This is a genomic window from Streptomyces sp. NPDC053474, from assembly GCF_044544845.1.
Classification (GTDB): domain Bacteria; phylum Actinomycetota; class Actinomycetes; order Streptomycetales; family Streptomycetaceae; genus Streptomyces.
In genome coordinates, this window is the sequence record NZ_JBITXV010000011.1 from 312,120 (window position 1) to 337,479 (window position 25,360).

Genomic DNA, 25,360 nt, shown 5'->3' on the forward strand with positions numbered 1-25,360 from the left:
CGGCCCTGGGGCCGGGGCGGGAACGGGGAGTGCGGAGGTCACAGGACCTTGGAGAGGAACGCCTTGGTGCGCTCGTGCCGCGGGTGGTCGAGGACGTCCTGGGGCGGGCCCTGCTCGACGACCACGCCCTCGTCCATGAAGACCACGGTGTCGGCGACCTCGCGGGCGAAGCCGATCTCGTGTGTGACGACGATCATGGTCGTACCGGCCCGGGCCACGTCCTTGATGACGTCCAGGACCTCCCCGACGAGCTCCGGGTCGAGCGCGGACGTCGGCTCGTCGAAGAGCAGCACCCGCGGGTCGAGGGCGAGCGCGCGGGCGATCGCCACGCGCTGCTGCTGGCCGCCCGACAACTGCCGGGGGTAGGCGTCGGCCCGGTCGCCGAGCCCCACCCGGTCGAGCAGCGCCCGCGCCCGGTCCTTCGCCTCCGCGCTCGGGCGGCGCAGCGCCGAGACGGGCGCCTCGGTGATGTTCTCCAGGACGGTCAGGTGCGGGAAGAGGTTGAAGTTCTGGAAGACGAAGCCGATCCGGGTGCGCTGGCGCAGGATCTCCCGCTCCTTCAGCTCGTACAGCTTGTCGCCGCGCCGCCGGTAGCCGATCAGCTCGCCGTCGATGCTGACCGAGCCCCGGCTGAGCTTCTCCAGGTGGTTGATGGCGCGCAGGAGCGTGGACTTGCCGGAGCCGGAGGGCCCGATGACCACGGTGACCTCACCGGCGCGCACTTGGAGGTCGATGCCGCGCAGCACCTCGTGCGCGCCGAAGCTCTTGTGGACGCCGCGGACGTCGACCATCACGGGGGCGGTGCTCATCGGTTCTCCCGGAGGGGTGTGGGGCGTTGCGCGGCCTTGCGGGCGAAGGCGCGGGCGCGCTGGAGCGGCGTGGGCGGGGGAGTGCGGTCGGCGCCGCGCGCGAAGTGCCGCTCCACGTAGTACTGGACGATCGACAGGAGCGTGGTCAGGACGATGTACCAGACCGTGGCGACCATCAGGAGCGGCACCACCCGGCCGTTGCGGCCGTAGATCACCTGTACCTGGTAGAAGAGCTCGCCGATCGCCATCACCGAGACGATGGACGTGCCCTTGAACAGGGAGACGATCTCGTTGGCGGCGTTCGGCAGGACCGAGCGCATCGCCTGCGGAAGCACGATCCGGCGCAGCTGCCGCAGGCGGGGGACGCCGAGCGCGGCGGCCGCCTCCAACTGGCCAGGATCGACGGCCAGGAAGCCGCCGCGCAGGATCTCGGCGGCGTACGCGGCCTGGTGCAGCGCGAGCCCGATGACGGCGGCGGACATCGCCCCGACCAGGTGCATCGTGCCGAAGCTCCACACGACGGGCCCGAAGGGGACGCCGATCCCCAACTCCTCGTACAGATACGCCAGGTTGAACCAGAACAGCAGCTGCACGATCAGCGGGATGGAGCGGAACGCCCAGACGTACAGCCAGGCCACGCCGGAGAGCAGCGGGCTGCGCGAGAGGCGCATCAGGGCGACGACCAGACCGAGCGCGAAGCCGAGGGCCGTGCCGTACACGGTCAGTTGGAGGGTCACCCAGACCGCGCGGAGCACGCTGTCGGCGGTCAGATAGCGGAAGAAGACCTCCCACTCCCAGGCGGGGTTGGTGAGCAGCCCGTGGGCGAACTGGACGGCCACGACCAGGACGGCGGCCCCGGCGGCCCAGCGCCAGTAGTGCCGGGCCGGGACGACCGTCGGCTCGGGTGGCGACTGTGGCCCGGCGTCGTCCGGGAGCGCGGGGGCCGCGGCTGAGGGCGGCGCGGCGGACGTCATCCCGCCACCGCCAGCTCGCGCAGGGTGCGCTCCAGGGTCTGCGGCCCGCGCGCGGCGCCCTCGCGGTCGCGCTTGGCGACCTCCTCGCGGACGATCGGGATGACGTACCGGCCGAAGTCGATCGCGTCGTCGAGCAGGTCGTAGCCGCGCGCGGACAGGATGTCCACGCCGAGGTCGTAGTAGTCGAGCAGCGCCTGGGCGACGGTCTCTGGGGTGCCGACCAGGGCGTTGGAGTTGCCCGCGCCCCCGGTGGCGGCCGCGGTCGGCGTCCACAGCGCCCGGTCGAAGCGCTCGCCCTGCTCGGCGATGGCGACGAGCCGCTGCGAGCCGGTGTTCTCCGGCGCGTCGGGGGAGCGGCGCCGCGTCAGGGTCTGCCCGCCCGCGCGGCGCTCCCGGATCGCGCCCACCGTGCGGTGCGCCTTCTCCCAGGCCAGGTCCTCGGTCGGCGCGATGATGGGCCGGAACGCCACCTGGACGCGCGGCACGTCGGCGCGCCCCGCCGCGCGCGCCGCCCGGGTGACCTCCTCGATCTGCTGGGCGGTCTCGGCCAGCGGCTCGCCCCAGAGGCAGTAGACGTCGGCCTCGGCCCCGCCCGCGGCGTACGCGGCGGGCGACGAACCGCCGAACGACACGCCCGGGTGCGGCTGTTGGACGGGGAAGACATCGCTGACGAAGTCCTGGAAGCGGTAGTGCGCGCCCTCGTGGTCGAAGGGCTCGTGCCGCGTCCACACCTTCTTGACGATCTCGATGTACTCGCGGGTGCGGGCGTAGCGCTCGTCCTTGCTCAGCGTGTCGCCCTCGCGGCGCTGCTCGTGGTCGTTGCCCCCGGTGATGAAGTGGACGGTCAGCCGACCGTCGCTGACCTGGTCGAGCGTGGCGAACGTCCGTGCCGCGTACGTCGGGTACGACACGTTCGGCCGGTGCGCGAGCAGGATCTGCAGCGACTCGACCTTCGCCGCGAGGTACCCGGCGGCGGCCGCGGGGATCGGCGATCCGGAGCCGTAGGCGAAGAGCACCCGGTCCCAGCCGTGGTCCTCGTGGGCCCGGGCGAGCCGCAGCGTGTACTGCTTGTCGAAGGCGGCACCGGAGCGGGGCCGGGTCTCCGAGCCGTCGTTGGTCGCGGCGATACCGAGGAACTCCACGGGCATGGCAAGCCTTTCGTACGGGGGGATGAGCAGAAGGAGCCCGTCCGGCGCTTGAGGACAAGGCCCGAAGGGCCGGTCAACACCCGACGAGGGTCAGGGAAGGAAAGGGCGTCAGGCGACCGATGGAGCCCGTCCGGCGCTTGAGGACGAGGCCCGAAGGGCCGATTACCTGCGCAGGGCGCCCACGCCAGGACACGCGGTGGAACACACCCGACAGAGGTCGATGTGCTCGCGTGAGACCAGCGGCTGCGAGGACGGCATGCGAACAGTTGAGCACCGGACTTTCGACGTCGTCAACGGGCACCGGGACGCTGTCGGAGCGCCGCCACACGCTGTTCACACGGGCGTAGCGCCGGGACGGGCCCTTTCGGCCGGGTGTCCGGATCCTCGGCCGGGTGTCCGGATCCTCGGCCGGGTGTCCGGATCCTCGGCCGGGTGTCCGGATCCTCGGCCCGGTGTCCGGATCCTCGGCCCGGTGTCCGGATGTGACAGGGAATCGTCATTGCGGTCACCGGTGGCGCGGGTGAGCATGGGGACATGCCCCTTCCCCACCGGGTCGTCATCGCGGTCTTCCCCGATGTCGACCTCCTCGACGTCACCGGCCCGGCCGAGGTGTTCGCCCTGGCCAACCGGGAGACGGCGGGCCGTGCCGGATACGAGGTCCGCCTCGCGGGACCGGCCGCCGGAGCGGTCCGGACGTCGGCCGGGGTGCGGCTGCTCACCGACGTGGCCTTCGACGACGTCGGCGACCAGGTGGACACCCTGCTGGTGCCGGGCGCGGTCGACATGACCGACGACGGCCCGGTGGCCCGCGTCGACACCACCGTCGTGGAGTGGGTGAGGGCCACCGCCCCGCACGCCCGGCGGGTGGCGTCCGTGTGCGTGGGCGCCCATCTGCTGGCCGCGGCGGGGCTCCTGGACGGTCTGACGGCGACCACCCACTGGTCGACCGCCGCCCAGCTCGCCGCCGAACACCCGGACGTCACGGTCGACCCGGACCCCATCTTCGTCCGGGCCGACCGCGGGCGGCTGTGGACCGGGGCGGGCATCAGCGCCTGCCTGGACCTGGCGCTCGCCCTGGTCGCGGAGGACCAGGGCGAGCAGGCCGCCCTCGCGGTGGCCCGCCAGCTCGTGGTCTACCTCAAACGGCAGGGCGGCCAGAGCCAGTTCTCGGTGCCGCTGCGCCGCTCCGGCGGCAGCCGCAGGGACATCGACGAGCTGCGCCTGTGGATCGCCGACCACCTCGACGAGGACCTGTCGGCGGGGGCCCTGGCCGCTCGCATGTGCCTGAGCGAGCGGCACTTCGCCCGCGTCTTCGCCCAGGAGACGGGCGCCAGCCCCGCCGCCTACGTCGAGGGCGTCCGCATCGAGGTCGCCCGGGGGCTCCTCGAAACCACGGACTGCCCGCTCGACCAGGTCGCGGCCGCCGCGGGGCTCGGCTCGGTGGAGACCCTGCACCGGGCCTTCCGGCGGCAGGTGGCCACCACCCCGGCGGCCTACCGCCGCCGCTTCCGGACCCGGACCGCCTGACCGCTTCCTTCCCTCTTCCCTCCCAACCACCGGCACGGACGCCGGGCCGCGGCCTCGGCCTGCCGTGCCCTGCCCGAAAACCCTGAGAGAGGTTCCCTGATGAGCACCAGCCACCCCGCCACGACCCTGCGCGACGTGATCGGCCTGGACAACCAGCCGCCCCGCCTCGGCGAGTCCGCCCTGATAATGATCGACTTCCAGAACACCTACCGCACCGGCGTCATGACCCTGGACGGCGCCGAGAAGGCCCTCGCGGCGGGCGCCCGGCTCCTGGAACGCGCCCGTGCCGCGGGCATCCCGGTCGTCCACATCGTCAACGACGGCGGCGAGGGCACTCCGTACGACATCCGCGCCCACATCGGGTCGATCAGCGACGAGGTCGCCCCCGTGGCCGGGGAGCCGGTCGTGGTCAAGCAGGTCCCCAACGCCTTCTACGCCACCGACCTGGAGCAGGCCCTGCGTGCCGCGGGTGTCGTGCCGGGCGAGGGCCGCGACCTCGTGCTGGCCGGGTTCATGACCCACATGTGCGTCACGTTCACCGCCCAGGGCGCCTTCCACCTCGGCTACCGGCCCACCGTGGTCGCCGAGGCGACCGCCACCCGGGCGCTCGCCGCACCGGACGGCACGGTCCTGCCCGCCGCCGCCCTTCAGGCGGCCGCCCTGACCACCGTCACCGATCTGTTCGGCGTCGTCGTGCCCACCGTGGAGGATCTCCGCGACTGAGCCCGCCGCCCCGCACCGGGCGGCGCCGCGGCCCCGGACCGCCGGATGTTCCCCCGGCGGCCCGGGGCCGCTCCGGCGCTGCTCCCTTCAGACCTGCCCGGGGATCACGAACAGCGCCCACGTCGCGAGCGGGGCGACGAGCGCCATCGACATGCCCCAGCGCATCAGGGCGCTGAAGACCTGGGGGCGCTGTTCCTCGGGGGCGTTGGCGGTGACCAGGGCCCCGCTGGTGGAGAGCGGGGAGGAGTCGACCACCGAGGACGAGATGGCCAGGGCGATGATCAGGCCGATGGCGCTGACCTGACCATCCATCAGGAACGGGACGGCGAGGGGGATGAGGGCGCCGAGGATGCCGGTGGTCGAGGCGAAGGCGGAGACCACGGCGCCGACGACGCAGATCAACAGGGCGCCCAGGAGCGGAGAGTCGATCGTGGCGACGCTGTCGCCGAGCCACTCGATGGTGCCCATGCGCTCCATGACGCCGACGAAGGTGACGACGCCGCAGACGAGCAGCACGGTGGACCAGGCGCAGCGGTCGACGGCCCCCTGGGCGGCGTCGGGGTCGACCAGCGTGAGGACGACCACGACGGTCAGGGCCATGAGCCCGACGTTCCACTCCAGGAAGAGCGCGCCCGCGACCATGCCGAGCAGCCCGAGCAGGGTCAGGGAGCGGGAGACGTCGAGGCCGGGCGCCACGACCGACTTCGCGAGTGCGACGGTCGCGGTGGCGGTGCCGCCCGCGGGTGCCGTACCCGGGGCCGCGGCGCCGACGGGGCCTGGGGAGGCGCCCCCGGGCCCGGCGGGACCGGCGGGGTCGGCCGACCTGGCGGCCGCGGTGGCGTCCGCCGCCGTCTCGGTGTCCTGTGCGCGCCGCCCGAGCAGCTGCCGCCCGCCGAACATGAAGTACGCGACGACGCTGAGCGCCACGCTGAACAGGAACGTCATGGCGAACAGGAGCCCCGGACCGCTCGGCAGGTGGTTGCGCTCGACCACGCCGTTGGTGATGGAGCCGTAGACGCTGGCGGGCGAGAAGCCGCCCGCGCAGCCTCCGTTGGCCACGAGCAGGCCCATGAGCAGCGGGCGGATGCGGTACCGGGCGCACAGGCTCATGCCGATGGGGGCGATGACGCCGACCGCCGCGGGCACCACGGCGCCGACCGCGGTGAGTGCGGCGGTGATGAGGAACATGACCCAGGGGATGAGGGCGATGCGGCCGCCCACGGCCTTGGTCGCGGCGTGCACGAGCCATTCGATGGTGCCGTTGTTCTTGGCGACGGCGAACAGGAAAGTGACGCCCACGAGGACGACGAAGAGGTCCCCGGGGAAGCCTCCGAAGACGTCGTCGGCACTCTCACCGGCGACGCTGGAGCCGACGGCGAACGCCGCGACGAGCGCGAGCGCTCCCATGTGGACGGAGGTGAAGGTGGCGACGGCGAAGACAAGCACCAAGGCGCCGATCGCGATGAGATGGTCTGTCATGACACGTCCTCGCCTTCGGACTGCGGCCGAGTAGCGGATGGAGGGTCACGTGCGGGGGCGTGCGGATGCGACTCCGGGGCGCCGTGGGGCGGAGCGGGGCGGGCTGGGGCGTTGTAGGGCGTGGGAGATGACGGGCACACCGAGCCTGAGTATCCGCAGCACGGACTCTGAGTTCCGCTATGCGGAACTCGCGGGGCGACGTTGGCGAGTATGTGACGGGTGTCACGGCCCGTCAAGGGGGTGCGCGGACATCGCTCGCGAGGCGCTCGGGCGGTGCGGGCGCGCCGTCCTCGTGGCGCTCAGGCGGTGCGCGGCTCCTCGTATCCGAGTGCCGCGCTGATCTCACGGGCCGCGGCCCGCACGTGAACGCCCAGGTCGTCGAGGCGCTTCCGGTCGCAGCGGCTGGCGGGCACGTTGATGCTCATGCTGGCCACGGGCGTGCCGTCCGGGCCGAGGATCGCCGCGGCCACCGCCGCGACGTCGGCGCGCCACTCGCCCTCGTTGAGCGCGTAGCCGCGGGCGCGGACCGCGGCCAGTTCGGCGCGCAGTGCCTCCGGATCCCCGATCGTGGCCTCGGTGAACCGGGTCAGGCCGTCCGCCACGTACCGGTCGACGGCCTCGGGGGAGCGGGCCGCGAGGATGGCCTTGCCGTTGGCGGACGCGTGGCCCGACAGGTGCTGGCCGAGCGGGAGCACGATCCGCACCGGCTGGGCCGTCTCCAGGCGCTCGACCAGGATGACCCGGTCGCCCTCCGGCACCGCCAGGTGCACGGTCTCGTCGACGGCGCGGCGCAGCTCCTCCATGACCGGCACCGCCACGTCCCGCAGCCCCAGCTCGCCCGTGGCCTGCCGCCCGACGAGCAGCGCCTTCGTGGTGAGGGTCCAGCGGGTGGGCGGGGTGCCCGTCTGTCTGATCCAGCCCGCGGTGCGCAGCGTGCCGAGCGCGCGCTGCACCGTGCTCTTCGGCAGCTCCATGGCCCGCGCGAGCTCGGCGACCCCGACGGGCTGGCGCGCCGCCAACTCCTCCAGGGCGCGCAGGGTGTTGAGGACGTTCTGCATGGGTTCCCCCCGAAGGTCTGGTGTCGGTGCGCCCGGTGGGCTCCGCGTCGGCCCGCCCCCAGGGTGGCGCATGGTCCGGCCTCAACGGCGGCCTGCGGCAGCGCCGTTGACCGTCGTCAGCCGTCGCCCCTATGCTCCATCGTGCCGCATCACGATACGCTGTGCCGTTTCGCGGCACAAGCGTGGAGGGGAGATCCGCGCGATGACCGTCAGGACCGGCCGTCACTTCCTGCAGATTCCCGGACCCACCAACGTTCCCGACCGCGTTCTGCGCGCCATGGCCGCACCCACCCTCGACCACCGGGGGCCCGAGTTCGCCGAGCTCACCCGCCGGGTGCTCGACGGCCTCAAGCCCGTGTTCGGCACGACGTCCCCGGTGGTCGTCTATCCGTCGTCGGGCACCGGCGCCTGGGAGGCGGCCCTGGTCAACACGCTCAGCCCGGGCGACCGCGTGCTGTGCTTCGAGACCGGCCACTTCGCCACCCTGTGGCGGGACATGGCCGAATCCCTCGGTCTGGAGGTGGAGTTCGTGCCCGGCGACTGGCGGCACGGCGCCTCGCCCGAGGCCGCCGCCGACCTCCTCACCGCCGACACGGCCCACCGGATCAAGGCCGTCTGCGTGGTGCACAACGAGACCTCGACCGGCGTCACGAGCCGCGTGCCGGAGATCCGCGCCGCCCTGGACGCGGCCGGACACCCCGCCCTGTTCCTGGTCGACACCGTCTCCTCGCTCGCCTCGATCGAGTACCGCCACGAGGCGTGGGGCGTCGACGTGACCGTGACCGGCTCGCAGAAGGGCCTCATGCTGCCGCCGGGCCTCGGCTTCAACGCGGTCAGCCCCAAGGCGATCGAGGCGGCCCGCACCGCCCGGCTGCCCAAGGCGTACTGGGACTGGGCGCCGATCCTCGACGCCAACGCCGCCGGGTTCTTCCCGTACACGCCCGCCACCAACCTCCTCTACGGCCTGGAGGAATCCCTGCGCATGCTCGCGGAGGAGGGCATCGAACAGGTCTGGGCCCGCCACGCCCGGCACGCCGCCGCCACCCGGGCCGCCGTGCGCGGCTGGGGACTCGACGTGCTGTGCGCCGACGACCGGGAGTACTCCGGCTCGCTGACCGCCGTGCTCCTGCCGGACGGCCAGGACGCCGACGCCGTACGGAAGATCGTCCTGGAGCGGTTCGACATGTCGCTCGGCACGGGCCTCGGGCGGCTCGCGGGCAAGGTCTTCCGCATCGGCCACCTCGGCCACTTCAACGACCTCACCCTCGCCGGGACCCTCGCCGGGGTGCAGATGGGCCTGGAGCTCGCCGGGATCGCGGTCGGTTCCGAGGGGCTCGCCGCGGCGCTCGACCACCTCCGCACGGCCTGAGCCCCCCCCGGGCGCGGTTCCGACCCGCGCCGCCTCCTCTCCGGCAAGTCCCCGTACTCCCTTCGCCCCGGAGCGTGTCGCATGACATCCAGCATCGAGAGCACGGAGGCCGAGCGTGACGAGCTCGGCGGCGAACTCGCCCGGCGGCTCAGCGCCGACCTCGACGGCGAGGTCCGCTTCGACTCCGTGAGCCGCCATCTGTTCGCCCGTGACGCCAGCATGTACGCCATCACCCCGCTCGGCGTCGTCTTCCCCCGGCACGCCGACGACGTGCGGGCCGCCGTCGCCGCGGCCGTCGAGCACGGCGTGTCCGTCGTGCCGCGCGGCGCCGGGACGAGCCTCGCCGGGCAGACCACCGGGCCCGGCCTCGTCCTCGACCTCTCCCGCCACATGCGCCGCATCGTCGCGCTCGAACCGGAGGGCCGGACCGCCCTCGTCGAACCGGGCGTCGTCCAGGACCAGTTGAACCGCGCCGCCGCCCCGCACGGCCTGATGTTCGGGCCCGACACCTCCACCAGCAACCGCGCCACCGTCGGCGGCATGATCGGCAACAACTCGGCGGGCAGCGGCTCCCTGCGCTACGGCATGACCATCGACCACGTGCGCGCCCTGGACGTGGTGCTCTCCGACGCGTCGCGCACGCATCTGGCGCCGCTCACCGCCGCGGAACACGCGAGCCGCGCCGGGCTCGACACCCTGGACGGGCGCATCCACCGCGAACTGCCCCGGCTCGTCGCCGCCCACGCCGACGCCATCGCCGACGGCTTCCCGCGGCACTGGCGGCGCGCGGGCGGCTACCGCCTCGACCGGCTCGCCCGCGAGGACACCCCCTTCGACCTGGCGAAGTTCGTCGTCGGCTCCGAAGGCACCCTGGCCGTCACCACCCGGGCGCTCGTGGACCTCGTACCGAAACCGGCGCACACCGTCTTCGCCGTCGGCCACTTCACCTCGGTCGCCGGGGCCATCGAAGCCACCCAGGACGCGCTCGCCTGCGACCCGGCGGCCGTCGAGCTGATGGACCGGACGATCCTCGACCTGTCCCGGCAGAAGATCGAGTACGCCTCCCTCTCCACGGTCCTCGAAGGCGACCCGGACGCGCTGCTCTTCGTGTCGTTCACCGGCGACGACGAGCGCGAACTCCGCGGCAGCCTGGACCGGTTGACCACCCTGTGGAAGCGGCACGGCCACGGCTACCACACCCTCAGGGCTGTCACCCCCGCCGACCAGGCGGCCCTGCTGAAGGTCCGCAAGTCGAGCCTCGGGCTGCTCATGGCCGCGAGCGAGGGCACCAAGCGGCCGCTGGCGTTCATCGAGGACACCGCCGTCGACCCCGTCCACCTGCCCGCGTACACCGCCCGGCTGAAGAAGGTCCTCGACCGGCACGGCCTCACCGCGGGCTTCTACGGGCACTGCTCGGTGGGCTGTCTGCACATCCGCCCGTTCCTCGACGTCACCGACCCCGAGCAGCGCAGGACGATGCGCGAGGTCGCCGAGGAGATCAAGGACCTCGTCACCGAGTACGGCGGCGTCAACTCCAGCGAGCACGGCGACGGCCTGGCCCGCAGCGAGTTCAACCGCGAGCTGTTCGGCGACGCGCTGTACGAGGCCATGCGGCAGGTCAAGGGCCTCTTCGACCCGGACGACCGGCTCAACCCCGGCAAGATCGTCGACGCCCCCGCCATGACCGAGCACCTGCGCGACGCGGCGCTGCCGCCCGCGCCGGGGCTGCGCACCCGGCTCGACTTCGAGGTGGCCGGGGGGATGCGCGCGGCCGCCGACCGCTGCATGAACATCGGCCTGTGCCGCAAGTCCGGCACCGGCGCCATGTGCCCCTCCTACATGGCGACGCGCAACGAGGAGGACTCCACGCGCGGTCGCGCGGGCGCCCTCGTCCAGGCCCTCTCGGCGCCCGACCCGCACGCCGCGCTCGGCGACGAGCGGCTGCACGAGGTCCTCGACCTGTGCCTGATGTGCAAGGCGTGCAAGAGCGAGTGCCCCCTCGGCGTGGACATGGCCTCACTGAAGGCGGAGGCCCTCGCCCACCACCACGACGCGCACGGGATCCCGCTGCGCTCCCGGATCTTCGGGGCGATCCGCACCCTCAACCGGCTCGGCTCGGCCACCGCCCCGCTCTCCAACCTGCCCGGCCGCCTCCCGCTCCTGCGCCGCCTGCTCGACCGCACCCTCGGCATCACCCGCCACCGCCCGCTGCCGCGCTACGCCCGCCGCAACCTGGTGCGCTGGTTCGGCCGCCGCACGCCCGCCGCGACGACCACCCGGGGCACGGTCGTGCTGCTCGCCGACTCCTTCACCACGTACACCGAGCCGGAGATCGGACAGGCGGCCGTGGAACTCCTCGAACACGCCGGGTGGAACGTGCACCTGGAGAGCGGCGGCTGCTGCGGCCGGGCCAGCCTGTCCAAGGGCCTCCTGGACGACGCGGGCGACAAGGCCTTCCAACTGGTCCACCGCCTCACCGAGACCACCCCGGCCGACGCCCCCATCACCGGCTGCGAACCGTCCTGCCTGATGACCCTGCGCGACGAGCACAAGGCGCTGCTGCCCCGCGACTGGGCCCGCGAGGCCGTCACGGCCCGCGTGCGGCAGCTGGAAGAACTGCTCGGCGACGCCATCGACGACGGCCGCCTCACGCTGCGCCCCGACTCCTGGCTGAGCGGGCGCACCCTCCTCTACCACGGCCACTGCCACCAGAAGGCGGAGGTCGGCACGGCGGCCACCATGGCGCTGCTGCGCCGCATCCCCGGAGTGGAGGTCACCGAACTGGACGCGGGCTGCTGCGGCATGGCCGGCTCCTTCGGCTTCGAGTCCGAGCACTACGACCTCTCGATGGCCGTGGGAGCCGACCGCCTCTTCCCCGCCGTGCGGGCGTCCGCCGCCGACACCGTCGTGGTCGCCACGGGTGCCTCGTGCCGCCAGCAGATCTTCCACGGCACGGAGCGCACCGCGTGGCACCCGGTGCAGCTGCTGCGCGAGGCGCTGTGAACGCCCCGGGCGCCGGGCCTACTTGTCGATCCACACCCCGAAGTCGCGCCAGGCGGTGCCGAAGTCCTGGAAGCCGAGGCCGGGGCCGAGCGAGCGCGTCACCGTGCCCTTGGCGATCACGCCCCCATTGGCGGCGGCCGCGTATACGGGACCGCCGCTGTCACCGCCCCGCGCGGCCTCCTGGCCGTTCATCTGCTCGGCCTCCACCAGGTCCTCGGTGTCGTTGTAGAAGAACTTCACCTTCAGGTTGCAGACCGGACCGCCGGTCTCCGCGGCGCTGGTGACCCCGGACTGGCACAGGTACTCGCCGGTGTACACCCAGTCCCAGCCCTCGACCCGTACGCCGCGCTCGTCGCCCCAGCCGCCCGTGTACATGAAGTTGTCCACGTCGGACGTCGGGACCAGCATGACGTCGTGGGGCTGGTGGCGCGGTCCGACCGTGCCGATGTACTGGTCGGCGCCGTTCGTGGTCCGTGCGCCCTGCTGGCCGCAGTGCGCGGCGGTGAGGACGTACTGTGCGCCCGACCCGTTGCGCACGCCGAACCCGGACGAGCAGGGCACGCCGTTGATCTTGATGAGCGCGCCGCCCGACCACGGGTGGGAGTCGTTGTCACGGCTGCGCTCCTTCATCCTCCCCTCGCGGACGGTGCGCACCGGCACGCCCAGGTCCTCCGTGAGGGCGGCGGCCCCGCGCGGTGCGGCGGCCGCCGCACCGCGGCCCGGGTCGGCGGCGACGACGAGTCCGCTGCCGTCCGCGGGGATCTTCACGCTGTGGCCGAGCGACGGCTCGGCCCGCAGCCGCTCCTGGAGCCGGGCCGAAGCGGTCTTGAGCTCCTTGAGCGAGTGCGGGGCCGCCACGATCCGCACCCGTGCCGTGCCGCGCGCCTCGGCGACGGCCTCGCGCATCCGCGCGGGCAGCTCGCCCTTCCAGTACAGGGCGACGCGGCCGCGTTCGAGGGCGATGCCGGTGAAGCCCTCGTACCGGCCGCGTTCCTGCGCCCATCTGATGACGTCGGCCGCCGCGACCAGCGGCCGCTGCTCGGCCATCTTGCGCGCGGCGTCCTTGCCCACGACCTGCGAGACGGCCACCGCGTCGCGGCCGTCCTCGTCGGCGCTCGCGCCCTGCCCCGCCATACCGAGTAACGCCGTGCTGAACACTGCCGCGCCCGTGGCGAGGAGAGCCTTCTTGCGACGCATCGAACCCCCTGGTGACCGTGCGGCGACGGGGTGTCCCCGCAACTGCAGGGAAAGTAGGGGGAGTTGGTCAACGGCGGGTCAACACCCGTTGAAACAGCAGCTGGTGGTACGGGCCGGAGCGGGACGCGGCTCGTCACCGTGCGGCGCGCGCCCCCAGCTGCCGCTCCGCGGCGGTCACCGTCTGCTCCAGCAGCACCGCGATCGTCATGGGACCCACGCCGCCCGGGACCGGCGTGATGAGGCGGGCCCGGCTCAGGGCGCCGTCGAAGTCGACGTCGCCCACGTTGCCCGCGTTGTACCCGGCGTCGATGACGACCGCGCCCGGCTTGATGTCCTCGCCGCGGATCAGCTCGGGCCTGCCCACGGCCGCCACGACGACGTCCGCCTCGCGCAGGTGCGCGGACAGCTCCGCGGTGCGCGAGTGGCAGTAGGTGACGGTCGCGTCCCGGGCGAGGAGGAGCATGCCCACCGGCTTGCCGAGGATCGCGCTGCGGCCCACGACGACGGCCCGCTTCCCGGCGAGGTCGACGTCGTACGCGTCGAGGAGGCGCATGATCCCGCCCGGGGTGCAGGACACGAAGCCGGGCCGCCCGAAGCTCATCGCGGCGAACGAGCTCAGCGTGACGCCGTCGACGTCCTTGTGCGGCGCGATCGCCTCGAAGGCGGCGCGCTCGTCGATGTGGTCCCCGACGGGGTGCTGGAGCAGGATGCCGTGCACGGTCGGGTCCTCGGAGAGGGCACCGAGGGTGGCGACGAGCTCCTCGGTGGTGGTCGCGGCGGGCAGCGCCACGTGCCGCGAGACGATGCCCGCCTTCGCGCAGCGGTTCCGCTTCATCCGTACGTACGTGACCGACGCGGGGTCCTCGCCCACGAGCACGGTCGCGAGACAGGGCGCCGCGCCCGTGCGCCGGGTCAGCTCGGCGGCGCGGGCCGCGGTCTCCTCGCCCACGCGGCGGGCGAGGGCGGTGCCGTCCATGAGCTGGGCAGGGACCGTCGAAGTGGTCGGGGACATGGCCGCCTCCAGGCGTGGTTGACCAGTCGCCCAGGCGCACGGCATCGACATCTGCGTCAGGCCGCTCCCCGGTGGTGCTCCACCTCAGCGCCAGTCACGGCCCGCCCCCACTGTAGTCGAGGGCGTGTCGGACCTTGACGGCGCGGTCACCGGCAGGGGCGGACGCGCGGCCCGGCCCCGTCGGCTACGGCGCGCCCGGGCCGGGCTCCGGCAGGAGCTCCCGCAGCAGTTCCTCGAACTCGTCGGGCGTGGGGGGCTTGTCCGCGAGCAGGCCCTGGAGCAGCAGCCCGTCGTAGGCGTGGGTGAAGAGCTTGACGCGCAGCGGCTCGTGCGTGAAGCGGCGGGCGAACGCGGCGAGCGCCTCGTGCCAGCGCCGCGTCGCCGCCCGCTGCTCCGGGCGGCGCGCCGCGAGCAGGCACAGCTCGAACTCCGCGAGCAGGTGCCCGGGCGGGCTGAGGAGCTGCGCCATGAGCTCCGCGAGCGCCCGGAGCGTGGCGCCGCCGGGCGCCTCCACGAGGGCCTCGATGCGCGCGGAGTCCTCCTCCATGCACTGGGTGAGCGCCGCGGTGAGGAGGGCGTCGATGCTGCTGAAGTAGTACGTCGTGGCGGTCGTGGGCAGCTGTGCCTCGCGGGCCACCGTGCGGTGGGTGACGCCCGCGGCGCCGTCGCGCGCGATGACGCGCACGGTGGCCTCGATGAGGGCCCGGCGCCGCCGCTCGCCCTTGGCGCGGCGGCCGTCGGTGACGGGCGGTGTGGTCGGCCCGGTGGTCGGCTCGTTCAGGGTGGCTCTCCCGCGGTCGTGCGCGCGGACCTGTGCTGCCGCGTACGTGCGCCGTTCCCGCCGACGTTACCCGGTCCGCGCGCGGGGGCGCCGCCGGTCGCGGTGGCGGCGCGGGTGTCAGGCCGTCTTCGGCGGTACGAGGTTGCGCTCGGTGCCCAGCCTGGTCGTGGTGTCGGCGTAGAGGCTGACCTCGCCGTCGCTCCAGCGGACGACGAGGTCGTCGGGGCGGCCGTTCGCGGTGTAGCCGCCCGCGGTCGCCACCGTGGCGTGCTTCCACAGCGCGCTGGCCCCGCCGAGCTGCGTCTTCCTGCCCAGGCCGCCCGTGCCCACGTCCTGGTGCAGGGTGAGCTTGCCGTCCGACCAGCGCACGACGACGTCCCAGCGGTCGCCGCCGGTGAAGTCGCCGCCGACGAGGAGGGCGGCGCGCTTCCAGGTGGCGTTGGGCTTCTTGAGCCTGGTCTCCTTCGTGAAGCCCCGGCCCGCCTCGCGGTAGAGGGTGAGTTCGCCGTCGCTCCAGCGGACGACCAGGTCGTCGGCGCGGGCGTTGCCGCTGAAGCGGCCCGCGGTGATCCGGGTGGCGTGCTTCCAGGTGGACCCGGCCTTGGCGAGCCGGACCTCCCGGCCGAAGCCCGCGGCGGACACGTCGGGGTACAGCGTGACCTCGCCGTCGGACCAGCGCACGACCAGGTCGGAGCGGGTGCCGCCGGCGAAGTCGCCGCCGGTGATCGCGGCGGCGTGCTTCCAGGTGCCGTTGGGCGCCTTGAGGCGCCGCTGGGCGCTGAAGCCGCCCTTGCCGTCGCCGGTGTGCAGGGTGACCTCGCCGCTGGCCCACACGGCGAGCAGGTCGGCCTTGCCGTCACCGGTGTAGTCGCCCGCGGCGAGCTGCTTGGCCTGCTGCCAGGTCTCGCCGGTGCCGAGCGCGTAGGGCAGCGGCGGGCGCCGGACCGTGGCGACGTCCGCGACGGCGTCGTCGTAGAGCTTGAACACCTCGTCGTCGTAGAAGGGCGCGTACGAGACGGAGCTGCTCGACCCGCCGCCGCCCGCGCCGCCGAGGTTCCCGACGACCTGGCCGCGCTGGGTCCGCTCGTCGAAGTTCATCAGCCAGGGGCTGCCGGAGGTGCCGCCGTGGAAACCGGCGCATTTCATCCGCAGCTGCTTGTAGCCGGGCAGCCGGTCCGTCGTCGTGCGGCACTTGATCGCCCGGTCCTTGGGGGCGTACTTCGCCTTCGGATAGCCGATGACGGTGACCGGTACGCGGTAACCGGGGGTGCGCGTCAGGGTGTTGGCGCCGGTGCGCTGCTCGATGTGGCGGCCGTTCCTGTCGGGCTTGAGCGTGGCGAAGCCGAAGTCGAGGTTGGAGCCGGGGCCCGTGTCGGTGTGCCGGGGGTCCTTGAAGAACCGGTCGACGGCCCAGATGCCGTAGGGCTGTTGGGCCGCGGGCTTGCCCGTGCGGTACTGGGGCACGAAGGCGTGCTTCTTGCCGGGGCCGCAGTGCCCGGCGGTGAGGATCAGATTGCCCTTGGGGCTGTGCACGACGCTGGCCGTGCAGCTGTGCGCCTTCATGCCGCTGTCGACGTAGTACAGCACGCCGATGGTCTTGGCGCCCTTGTAGGCCGTGGCGGCGGGGGCGGCGGCCGCGGCGCGCACGCGCGGGGCGGACATGGTGCTCGCGGTGGCCTTCGTGGCGCTGCCCGGGCGCGCGTCTTTTGGCGCGGCGTCCTTGGCGGGCGGCGGCGGGGTCGCCGCCGCCATGCGTCCCGAGGTCCAGAAGTCCTCGGCGTCCTCGACCGTCCAGCCGGGGCCGCTCTTCGGCGGGGCGGACGCGCTGACGCCGCCGGGCGCCCCGTCCGATCCGGGCCGGGGCGTGCCCGGCCCGGCTATGGATTCCTGCGCCGACGCGGTGGTCGCCAGGGCGGCGAGAACGACGCCGCCCGTCCCCACGGCGACGGACCGGGACCAACGGGAAATGCGCACGGCTCCCCTTCAGTTGCGTGCTGGTGGAAGAACTCGGTGTTCACCCGTGAGGGCATGCCGAAGGGCGAGCGGCGGTAGTCCGTGCACTGCTCGCAAATCCCCCGGTAAGATCGCTGAAAACGGACCCGTCACCAGAATCGACCCTGGCTATCCGAACCCAAGGACTGCATCTTATGTCACGTGTACGCGCCGCTTTTGTGGGGGCTTTGCTGCTCGGGGCCGCGTCGGTGGCCGTGCCGAGCGCCTTCGCGGACGCGAGTGGCAGTGGTGAGGTGACGGTCACGCCGGGCGCCGCGCGGCCCGGTGAGCGCGTCACGTTGTCCTTGGTGAATCCGGAACTCGACGAGGGCGCGACCTTGCGTTCCGAAGTATTCCGGAAGCCGGTGGAGTTGAAGTCCGCGGGCAAGGTGTCGTTCGCGGGGCGTGCTCAGGTTCGCTGTGACGCCGAGCCCGGTACGTATGCCGTGCGTTTCGCCGAGCCGGTGCATCCGGGGGAGAGTACGCGAGCGGGCGAAGTAACCGTCGAAAAGGGCGGGCCAATTGACGACCCGCAGTGTGCGGCTAAAGCCGAAGGCGACGACGGGGGCAAGGGTGTGCCGATCCTCCCCGTCGCCGGGGGAGCGGTCGCCGTGGTGGCCGTCGGCGCCGCCCTCGTCGTGCTGCGCAGGCGCCGCTCCTAGGCGCCCGCGCGGCACGACGAGGTGCCCGCGCGGCAGGACAGGGACGGCCCCGGCCGTCTCCCGCCTTACAAGTTGTCTCCCCAACCGCCCTGGATCATGGTCTGGAACGCCCAGGTCCCGTCCTTCTTGAGCAGGATGTCGGCGTACCGGAGCTGCTGGGTGTGGCCGTCCGCCGTCATCGTCGAGTCGGTGAAGACCACGGCCATCGACGCGGAGAGGAACACCGGGGTCCGGGTGGACTCGAAGGTGATGTCCTGGCTGCCGTCGCCCATCACCTGCGTCATGGTGGCGACGAACTGCTGCCGGTCCCACTGCGCCGACCGGCCGTCCCCCTGGGAGTCGTCGCTCACCAGGTTGAGCGGAAACACCGCCATGTCGGCCATGCGCTCCACGTCACGCTTGCCGCTCGCCGCGTCGTACGCGGCGAACCAGGCGTCCAGGCTCGCGCGGTCCTCGGCGGTCGGGGTGTATCCGGTGTCGGGCAGATGAGTCATACGGGCTCCCTTGCTGATGAGGCTCTGGCGCATCCTCGTAGTCAAACTTGACCACGCAGAGAAAGGTATACCGTGAAGGCGCACTAGTCAAACTTGAATAATGAAATCCGTGGGTGTCAAGTCCGGCCGGTCGTGCGCCGGGCCCCGTGCTGGGCCCGCCGCGACGGTCCGGCAGGCGCGACCCCGGGCCGGGGGTGGGCGCCGATCGGCGCGTGCAGCGCGGGAGTTGCCCGACGGTTGGCGGCTGCTTCCCGGTGGTCGCGGCCGTGAGGATGACCGTCATGGACTCCGAACTCGAAGCATTCATCCCGCTGCTCCCCCGGGCCGACCTGTCCGACCCCGTCACCGCCCGCAAGAACCTCGCCGAGCTGGCCGCCTCCGTACCGGCGCCGGACACCTCGGACATGGAGATCGAGGACCGCACGGTGCCCGGCGATCCGGCGGTGCCCGTACGCGTCTACCGCCCGCGGGGCGCGCGGGGCGCCGTCGTCTGGATGCACGGCGGCGGCTGGGTCATGGGCGACGTGGACACCGAGCACCCGTGGGCCTCCCGCATCGCGGAGAGCTCCGGCGAGGTCGTGATCTCGGTGGGCTACCGCTTGGCCCCCGAGCACCCGTACCCCGCCGCCCTCGACGACACGTACACGGTGCTGACCTGGGCGGTCGAGCACGCGGCCGAGTGGGGCGTCGACCCGGAGCGGATCGCGGTCGGCGGCCACAGCGCCGGGGCCGGGCTCGCCGCGGCCGTGGCGCTGCGGGCGCGCGACCGGCAGGGCCCGCCCGTCCGCTTCCAGCTGCTCAACCAGCCGGGGCTCGACGACCGCCAGGACACCTGGTCGGCGCGGCAGTTCACGGACACGCCCTGGATGACCCGCGACAAGCTCACCGCGGCCTGGCGGCACTACTTGGGCGGCGCGCCGGCCACGCCGTACGCCGCGCCGGCCACGCCGTACGCCGCCCCCTCGCGCGCCGACGACCTGTCCGGGCTGCCGCCCGCCTACATCGCCACCGCCGAGTTCTGCCCGAACCGCGACGAGGGCATCGCGTACGCGCTGCGCCTGCTCCAGGCGGGCGTGTCGGTCGAACTGCACCAGTGGGCCGGTACGTTCCACGGCTCGCAGGCGCTCCTGAGTGCCGACGTGTCCCGGCGGCAGCACGCCGAACTCGGCGCGGCCCTGCGCCGCGGCCTGGCCGGCTGAGGCGGCAGCGGCGGCCCGCGCGCCGCCGCTGACGACCGGCGAGGGGCGTGATAGAAAGTGGAACGATAGTCCCGATTGTTGCTCGTGGGGGTGCGCGCGCCGGGTGCCGCGCGTGCGCCCACGGGCCGAGGGCCGATTCCACGACAGGACACGCAATGCCCCACGCATACCGCGAGATCTTCACCGCCCCGGGCACGAAGGCGTTCAGCTCCGCCGGGCTCGTCGCCCGCCTCCCGCTGCCCCTGACCCATATGGGCATCCTCACGATGCTGTCCGAAACGACCGGTGAGTACGCCCTGTCCGGCCTGGTCGCGGGCGCCTTCACCCTCTCCATGGCCGTCCTCGGGCCGCAGGTGTCCAGGGCGGTGGACCGGCGCGGCCAGAGCCGGGTGCTGCCCGTCGCCGCCGGCGTCAGCGTGCTCGGCCTCGCGGGCCTGCTGCTGTGCGCCACCTCCGGCGCGCCCAGCTGGACGCTGTTCCTCTGCGCGCTGCTCTCCGGCCTGATGCCCAGCATGAGCGCGATGGTCAGGGCCCGCTGGACCGAGCTCTACCGGGGCACGCCCCGGCTGACCACCGCGTACTCCATGGAGTCCGTCGTCGACGAGCTGACGTACGTCATCGGCCCGGCGCTCGCCGTGGTGCTCTCCACGGCGCTGTTCCCGCAGGCCGCACCCCTGGCGGCGGGGCTGCTCCTGGTCGTCGGGGTCGCGCTGTTCGTCCCGCAGAAGGGCACCGAGCCGCCGGTCAAGCCGCGCACCGCCGACGGTGGCGGCGCCTCGGCCCTCTCCTCGCCGCCGGTGCTCGTCCTCGCCCTCGTCCTGCTGTGCGGGGGCGCGATCCCGGGCATGGTCGACACGATGGGCCTCGTGTTCGCCGAGGACGCGGGCGACAAGTCGCTCGCCGGGCTCGTCTTCGCCGTGTACGCGATCGGCTCCGGCGTCTCCGGGCTGCTCTTCGGCGCCCGTCGCATCGGCGTGCCGCTGCCGCGCCTGCTCCTGATCGGTGTGACCGGGACGGCCCTGACGACCCTGCCGTTCCTCTTCGTCGACGGCGTCGGCGGGATGGTCGTGGTGGTGTTCCTCGCCGGTGTCTTCTTCGCGCCCACGATGGTCGTGGTCATGGGCATCGTGGAGCGCACCACCCCGGAGCACAAGCTCACGGAGGCCATGACCTGGATGATCGCGGGCCTCCAGAGCGGCGTCGCGATCGGCGCGGCCGTCACCGGCGTCGTCCACGACCACCTCGGCGCCACCGCGGGCGTCTCGGTGGCGGTCGTCGCGGGCGCCCTCGCGCTGCTGCTCACCCTGTGCGGCCTGCCGATGCTGCGCGCGCGGCTCGCCCACGCGGAGCGCGGGACCGCGACGGCGAGCGCGCCGGACCGGGGCGAGCCCGCGCTCTGCCGCTGACCGGACGGAGGGCGGCCGGTCGCTCCCCGGTGGTGACCGGCCGCCCGGCTCAGTGCTGTTGCGGCTTGGCGGGGGTGGCTTCGCTGGGGCGGACGATGACGTAGCCGTCGCCCTGGAGCTTCAGCTGTACGGCTTCGCCGGAGCCGCCGCGCAGCATCGAGCCGATGGACTGCGAGCGGTGCAGCGACGTCTCCAGGTGGGCGGTCCAGCCGACCACGGCGTCGGTGTCCACGTACACCGGGTCCTTCGGCGAGACCGGGATGACCAGCGGCTCGCCGTCGCACATGAGGCCGAGCCTGCCGTGGCCGGAGAACACGGTGTTGAACAGGCCGCCGCCGGAGATGCCCGAGCCCTTCACGGTCTTGATCTCGTACGACAGGCTCGTGTCGAAGCACAGGACGTTGCGGCCGTTGATGGTGAGCAGGTCGCCCGGTTCGAGGTCGACGAGGAAGCAGGTGTGCGCCTCGTGCGCGAACCACGCCTCGCCCTGGCCGCGCACCGTCATCAGCGGCAGCCCCTCCCCGGTGACGGCGCGCTTGAGCATGCCGCCCACGCCCTGGCCCTTGCGCTCGAACTGCAGGTTTCCGCGGTAGGCGATCATCGCCCCCTGCCGGGCCAGCATCTCGCCGTTCACCGCGTACTTGAGGGACTTGGAGTTCTGCACGCTCATGCCGGGGGCCGTCGCGGGCTGCGCCAGGTGCCGCTCGGAGAAAAGGTCGCTCTTCATGCTGGGCATCCTGCCCGGGTACGGGTGTTTCGCCAAGTCACTGGGGGTTTGGGCCCTTGTGGACGAAGGTCGCGCGCCGCGGGCCCGGCGCGCGACCTTCGTCTCGTACGGGGGGCGACTTCGGTCGGCCCCGGCGCGGGGGTCAGCCGCGCCGACGCCGGTGCCGGGCGTCCAGAACGCGGGCCGCATCCCCTGGCCCCGGGGCACCCTCATCCGGGCCTCGGCGTGCCCACAGGACTGGGTGAACCTCCCCGCCGTGTTCAGGCGCGCGGAGGTGTAGTCGCACCGGCCGTACCAGCACGGGGCAGGGGGGCGCTACTCGTCGATCGCCGTGCCGAACGCGGACCCGTCGACCGGCACGCCGAGCGTCTTCACGCCGAACGTCCAGGACCCGGAGGCGGTGACGCCGCCCCGCGCGGCCGGGAGGAACCACGCGACCCCGTCACCGGCGTTCTCGCCCGGCGCCGAGGCGATCAGATCGAAGCGGCGGTCGCGGTTCGGGTCCGCGAGCCGCACCTGCGCGCCCCACTTGTCGCCCTTCTCGGCCACGCCGGGAACGCCCTCGCTGTTCTGCGTCCAGGAGGCGACGCCGCGCGTGGTCAGGCCGCCGCGCGCGCCACGGAGCACCCACACCGCGCCCGCGTCCGCGACCCGCCCGACGTCCTCGCCGGGCGCGCCGATCGCCACGTCCGCGTAGCCGTCGTGGTTGGTGTCGTCCACGGACAGGTCGGCGCCCCAGCGGTCGCCCTTCTCCACGACGCCGGGGACGCCCGCGGTGCCCTGGCTCCACCACTCCACCGCCGCCGAGGGGCCGTTCGGGCTGCCGTAGCGGACGCCGACCAGGCCGCCGGTCAGCGTCTGGCCGCCGTCGTCGGGGGAGTCGGGCTCGCCGGTCACCAGGTCGTCGAAGCCGTCGCCGTCGATGTCCCCGGTCGCGGCGACGGGCCCGCCGCGCAGCGCGCGCTCCTTGGTGAGGCCCTCGGCGTGGCCGGAGTAGTACGTCGACCAGCCGTGCCCGGGTTCGCCGCCCGTCGTCACGCCGGAGACCACGAGGTCGGCGAAGCCGTTGTCGTCGTAGTCCCCGGTGGTCAGCGAGGTGGGCAGCACGACGCGGCGCGCGGCGGCCCGCGCTCCGCCGGTCCCGGCCAGGCGCTGGGACGACGTCCGCAGGAACGGCCGGTCGGTGGGTATGTGCGGCTGGTCGCCGTAGGTATAGGTGTCCAGCTCGTCGCGGTCGGTGATCGCGAGGACGTCGCCCTCGGTCGCGCCGCTGAAGCGGGCCGCGGCGACGCCGGTGCCGAACCGCTCGCCCGCGCGCGGCTCCTCGGCCTCGATCCAGTCGCTGAGGCCGGGCTTGAGGCCCTGCCGGGTGCCCCAGAAGATCGTCACGCGGCCCGCGTCGCGCTGTCCGTCGACGTCCTCGCCGGGCGCGGCGATCACGGCGTCGTCGTAGCCGTCGGAGTTCAGGTCGCCGCTCGCGACGGTGGTGCCGAAGCCGTCGCCCGCCTCGGGGGTGCCGTCGCCGCCGGTGGAGGCCTCGCTGAGCCGGGCCACGCGCGCGGTGCCGATGCCCCGCGGCGAGCCGTACTGCACGGTGACGAGCCCGGCGCCCTTGTGGCCGTCCACGGTCGTGCCGGGCGCGCCGACCAGCAGGTCCTCGTAGCCGTCGCCGTTGTAGTCGCTGTTGCGGTCGTTGGCGTGGGTGCTGCCCGGCGTGCCCGCGAGCGCGGCGGGGGCGGCGGCCACACCCGCCCCGGTGAGCAGCAGGAAGGAGGCCGCGGTGAGCGCGGCCGAACGGTTCTTGCGCAAGAAAGGCTCCCGTTGAGGAAAGGTGGGGAAGGGCTGCCCGGGCGGCACGGGGGTGGTCCGGACAAGCCCGTTCCGTTCCTCCGGTGCCCTCTTCGACCAAGGATGGGGTCCGAGGGTTGTACGGGGCACGCGTTTCGCCCGCGCGTCGCGGTCCGGTCCGGGAGCGGACCAACTCGCCGCCGGGGTTACCCGATTGGGGGCGCGGGTAGGGTGCGCCAGAAGATCCGTCGGCGAGCACGGATCGGTCGGCGAGCACGGGAGGGACGCGCATGAACACCGGTCCGCACGGCACGGGTGGCCTGCCGCCCGCCTTCCTGGCCCCCGAGACGTCGTCCTTCGTGGACTTCCTCGCGGCGCACGCCCCCGACCTGCTGCCCGGCCGCCGTGCCCTGCCCGCGCCGCACGACGGCTTCGAGGCGCCGCACGGCACCACCATCGTCGCGGCCGCGTACGCGGACGGCGTCCTGGTCGCGGGCGACCGCCGGGTCACGCAGGGCAACGTCATCGCGCACCGCGAATACGACAAGGTCTTCCCCGCCGACGGGCACTCGGCGATAGCCATCGCGGGCACCGCGGGCCTCGCCGTCGAACTGGTCAAGCTCTTCCAGCTCGAACTGGAGCACCACGAGAAGATCGAGGGCACCGCCCTGTCCCTGCTCGGCAAGGCGAACCGCCTCACCACCCTGGTCCGCGGCAATCTCGCCCTGGCGATGCAGGGCCTCGCCGTCGTCCCGCTGTTCGCCGGGTTTGACCTGGACAGGGGCGTGGGCCGCGTCTTCTCGTACGACGTCACGGGCGGGCGCAGCGAGGAGCGGGACATCGCCGCCACCGGCTCGGGCTCGGTCTACGCCCGCGGCGCGCTGAAGAAGCTCTACCGCCCCGGGATGGCCGAGTCCGACATCGTCCTGGCCGCCGTGCAGGCGCTGTACGACGCGGCGGACGACGACTCGGCCACGGGCGGCCCCGACCTCACCCGCCAGCTCTTTCCGCGCGTGTGCCTGGTCACCGAGGACGGCTACCGGCAGCTGGCGCAGGACGAGGTCGCCGAGGTCGCCAGGGCCGTGGTCGACCGCCGCCTGGCGGAGCCGAACGGGCCGCGCGCGCCCGTGCTCTGAGCGGTGCCGCCCCTGAGGCCGGTCACCGAGGGCCGCCCCTGCGGCCGGTCACCGAGGGCCGCGCCGGACGCCGCCTTCGCACTCCTGAGGGGCGGCTGGGAGCCGCGTTAGTACACCAGGGAAAATCTGTTCGGCCGCGGCCGATGAGTTCTGCCGGGCCGGGGAGTCTCTCCCGTGTCGACAACATTGGAGGGACCCATGGGTCAGCTGTTGAGAGTGCAGAACTTCACCGTCTCGCGGGACGGATTCGGTGCGGGGGAGAACCAGACCCTGGAGCGGCCGTTCGGTGACGCCGACCCCGGGGAGATGTTCACCTGGGCCGGTGCCACGGCGAGCTGGCCGATGCGCACCGAGCCGGGCGGGAGCCGCGGCCTGGACGACTACTTGACGCGGGACTTCACGCGCAACATCGGCGCCGAGATCATGGGGCGCAACAAGTTCGGGCCCCAGCGCGGGCCCTGGGAGAACCTCGACTGGCGCGGCTGGTGGGGCGACGAACCCCCCTTCCGCACGCCGGTGTTCGTCATGACGCACCACCCGCGCCCTTCCTTCACCCTCTCCGACACCACGTTCCACTTCGTGGACGACGACCCGGCCGTCGTCCTGGAGCGGGCGAAGGAGGCGGCGGGCGGCAAGGACGTGCGGCTCGGCGGCGGGGCCACCACCATCAGGGAGTTCCTCGACGCGGACCTCGTCGACACCCTGCACGTGGCGGTCTCGCAGCGGGACCTCGGGTCCGGGGTGCGGCTCTGGAAGTCGCCCGACGAACTCCTCGACCGGTACCACCTCGACGTCGTGCCCAGCCCGAGCGGCGTGACGCACCACCTGTTCTGGCGCAGGTGACACGCGGTCCCTCGGGGCGGTGACCCCGGCGCC

Annotated in this window: 21 protein-coding genes and 1 riboswitch; of the genes, 9 read left to right on the forward strand and 12 right to left on the reverse strand. The window is 73.3% G+C overall.

Translation table 11 applies throughout. The annotated features are described in order from the left end of the window. Window positions 1-38: 38 nt before the first annotated feature. Genes ACIG3E_RS26720 through ACIG3E_RS26730 form a run of 3 tightly spaced genes read right to left on the reverse strand, consistent with a single transcriptional unit; the run spans window position 39 to window position 2,931 of the window. On the reverse strand, window positions 39-809 hold the full coding sequence (locus tag ACIG3E_RS26720) for an amino acid ABC transporter ATP-binding protein (protein WP_399621283.1): 771 nt from the start codon (window positions 807-809) through the stop codon (window positions 39-41). Then, the gene (locus ACIG3E_RS26725) at window positions 806-1,783 is read right to left on the reverse strand and encodes an amino acid ABC transporter permease (RefSeq protein ID WP_399621286.1); all 978 of its coding nucleotides are present in this window, start codon (window positions 1,781-1,783) and stop codon (window positions 806-808) included. Before ACIG3E_RS26725 ends, ACIG3E_RS26720 begins: the two co-directional genes overlap by 4 nt. Then, on the reverse strand, window positions 1,780-2,931 hold the full coding sequence (locus ACIG3E_RS26730) for an LLM class flavin-dependent oxidoreductase (protein WP_399621289.1): 1,152 nt from the start codon (window positions 2,929-2,931) through the stop codon (window positions 1,780-1,782). Before ACIG3E_RS26730 ends, ACIG3E_RS26725 begins: the two co-directional genes overlap by 4 nt. A 534-nt stretch (window positions 2,932-3,465) precedes the next feature. Between ACIG3E_RS26730 and ACIG3E_RS26735 the strand changes: the two genes are divergently transcribed. Continuing rightward, a complete protein-coding gene (locus tag ACIG3E_RS26735; protein ID WP_399621292.1) occupies window positions 3,466-4,458 on the forward strand; it encodes a GlxA family transcriptional regulator in 993 nt (330 codons plus the stop codon). Between the two features lie 99 nt (window positions 4,459-4,557). Then, window positions 4,558-5,181, forward strand: a complete 624-nt coding sequence (locus ACIG3E_RS26740) for a cysteine hydrolase family protein (protein ID WP_399621295.1) — start codon at window positions 4,558-4,560, stop codon at window positions 5,179-5,181. An 87-nt stretch (window positions 5,182-5,268) separates the two neighbouring features. Here the strand turns inward: ACIG3E_RS26740 and ACIG3E_RS26745 are convergent, their stop codons facing one another. Together ACIG3E_RS26745 and ACIG3E_RS26750 are read right to left on the reverse strand one after the other, a co-directional pair. Next, window positions 5,269-6,660: an SLC13 family permease gene (locus ACIG3E_RS26745; RefSeq protein ID WP_399621298.1), complete on the reverse strand. Its 1,392-nt coding sequence runs from the start codon at window positions 6,658-6,660 to the stop codon at window positions 5,269-5,271. Between the two features lie 299 nt (window positions 6,661-6,959). Continuing rightward, window positions 6,960-7,718 carry an IclR family transcriptional regulator gene (locus tag ACIG3E_RS26750; protein ID WP_399621300.1) on the reverse strand — a complete coding sequence of 253 codons (759 nt, stop codon included), beginning with the start codon at window positions 7,716-7,718 and terminating at the stop codon, window positions 6,960-6,962. 202 nt (window positions 7,719-7,920) lie between these two features. Here ACIG3E_RS26750 and ACIG3E_RS26755 point away from each other — a divergent pair, with 202 nt between their 5' ends. Next, window positions 7,921-9,087 (forward strand): pyridoxal-phosphate-dependent aminotransferase family protein, encoded by a 1,167-nt coding sequence (locus ACIG3E_RS26755; RefSeq protein WP_399621302.1) that lies wholly within the window; start codon window positions 7,921-7,923, stop codon window positions 9,085-9,087. A gap of 81 nt (window positions 9,088-9,168) precedes the next feature. Beyond that, window positions 9,169-12,090 carry an FAD-binding and (Fe-S)-binding domain-containing protein gene (locus ACIG3E_RS26760; protein WP_399621305.1) on the forward strand — a complete coding sequence of 974 codons (2,922 nt, stop codon included), beginning with the start codon at window positions 9,169-9,171 and terminating at the stop codon, window positions 12,088-12,090. Between the two features lie 18 nt (window positions 12,091-12,108). On the opposite strand, the gene ACIG3E_RS26765 is transcribed toward ACIG3E_RS26760, so the two are convergent. From ACIG3E_RS26765 to ACIG3E_RS26780, 4 genes are all read right to left on the reverse strand, one after another. Then, complete coding sequence (locus ACIG3E_RS26765) at window positions 12,109-13,287, reverse strand: trypsin-like serine protease (RefSeq protein ID WP_399621308.1); 1,179 nt, start codon at window positions 13,285-13,287, stop codon at window positions 12,109-12,111. 133 nt (window positions 13,288-13,420) lie between these two features. Further along, window positions 13,421-14,299: a bifunctional 5,10-methylenetetrahydrofolate dehydrogenase/5,10-methenyltetrahydrofolate cyclohydrolase gene (locus ACIG3E_RS26770; RefSeq protein WP_242715052.1), complete on the reverse strand. Its 879-nt coding sequence runs from the start codon at window positions 14,297-14,299 to the stop codon at window positions 13,421-13,423. A 21-nt stretch (window positions 14,300-14,320) separates the two neighbouring features. Next, window positions 14,321-14,407: riboswitch (ZMP/ZTP riboswitch) on the reverse strand. 76 nt (window positions 14,408-14,483) lie between these two features. Beyond that, entirely contained in the window at window positions 14,484-15,080 is a 597-nt protein-coding gene (locus tag ACIG3E_RS26775; protein ID WP_399621454.1) for a TetR/AcrR family transcriptional regulator, read from the reverse strand. 117 nt (window positions 15,081-15,197) lie between these two features. Continuing rightward, a complete protein-coding gene (locus ACIG3E_RS26780) occupies window positions 15,198-17,054 on the reverse strand; it encodes a trypsin-like serine peptidase (RefSeq protein ID WP_399621311.1) in 1,857 nt (618 codons plus the stop codon). 206 nt (window positions 17,055-17,260) lie between these two features. On the opposite strand from ACIG3E_RS26780, the gene ACIG3E_RS26785 reads away from it, so the two are divergent. Beyond that, window positions 17,261-17,734, forward strand: a complete 474-nt coding sequence (locus tag ACIG3E_RS26785) for a hypothetical protein (protein ID WP_399621313.1) — start codon at window positions 17,261-17,263, stop codon at window positions 17,732-17,734. Between the two features lie 65 nt (window positions 17,735-17,799). On the opposite strand, the gene ACIG3E_RS26790 is transcribed toward ACIG3E_RS26785, so the two are convergent. Continuing rightward, window positions 17,800-18,228 carry a nuclear transport factor 2 family protein gene (locus ACIG3E_RS26790; RefSeq protein WP_399621316.1) on the reverse strand — a complete coding sequence of 143 codons (429 nt, stop codon included), beginning with the start codon at window positions 18,226-18,228 and terminating at the stop codon, window positions 17,800-17,802. Window positions 18,229-18,509: 281 nt separating this feature from the next. Between ACIG3E_RS26790 and ACIG3E_RS26795 the strand changes: the two genes are divergently transcribed. Both ACIG3E_RS26795 and ACIG3E_RS26800 read left to right on the forward strand, forming a co-directional pair. Beyond that, window positions 18,510-19,427 (forward strand): alpha/beta hydrolase, encoded by a 918-nt coding sequence (locus tag ACIG3E_RS26795; RefSeq protein ID WP_399621318.1) that lies wholly within the window; start codon window positions 18,510-18,512, stop codon window positions 19,425-19,427. Window positions 19,428-19,582: 155 nt separating this feature from the next. Next, complete coding sequence (locus ACIG3E_RS26800; RefSeq protein ID WP_399621321.1) at window positions 19,583-20,833, forward strand: MFS transporter; 1,251 nt, start codon at window positions 19,583-19,585, stop codon at window positions 20,831-20,833. A gap of 49 nt (window positions 20,834-20,882) precedes the next feature. Here the strand turns inward: ACIG3E_RS26800 and ACIG3E_RS26805 are convergent, their stop codons facing one another. Beyond that, entirely contained in the window at window positions 20,883-21,560 is a 678-nt protein-coding gene (locus ACIG3E_RS26805) for an AIM24 family protein (protein WP_399621323.1), read from the reverse strand. Window positions 21,561-21,875: 315 nt separating this feature from the next. Beyond that, entirely contained in the window at window positions 21,876-23,369 is a 1,494-nt protein-coding gene (locus tag ACIG3E_RS26810; RefSeq protein WP_399621326.1) for an FG-GAP repeat protein, read from the reverse strand. A gap of 269 nt (window positions 23,370-23,638) precedes the next feature. Here ACIG3E_RS26810 and prcB point away from each other — a divergent pair, with 269 nt between their 5' ends. Next, window positions 23,639-24,484, forward strand: coding sequence for a proteasome subunit beta (gene prcB / locus ACIG3E_RS26815; RefSeq protein ID WP_399621329.1), 846 nt, complete (start codon window positions 23,639-23,641; stop codon window positions 24,482-24,484). A gap of 198 nt (window positions 24,485-24,682) precedes the next feature. Beyond that, window positions 24,683-25,327, forward strand: a complete 645-nt coding sequence (locus ACIG3E_RS26820; RefSeq protein WP_399621331.1) for a dihydrofolate reductase family protein — start codon at window positions 24,683-24,685, stop codon at window positions 25,325-25,327. Window positions 25,328-25,360: the final 33 nt, after the last annotated feature.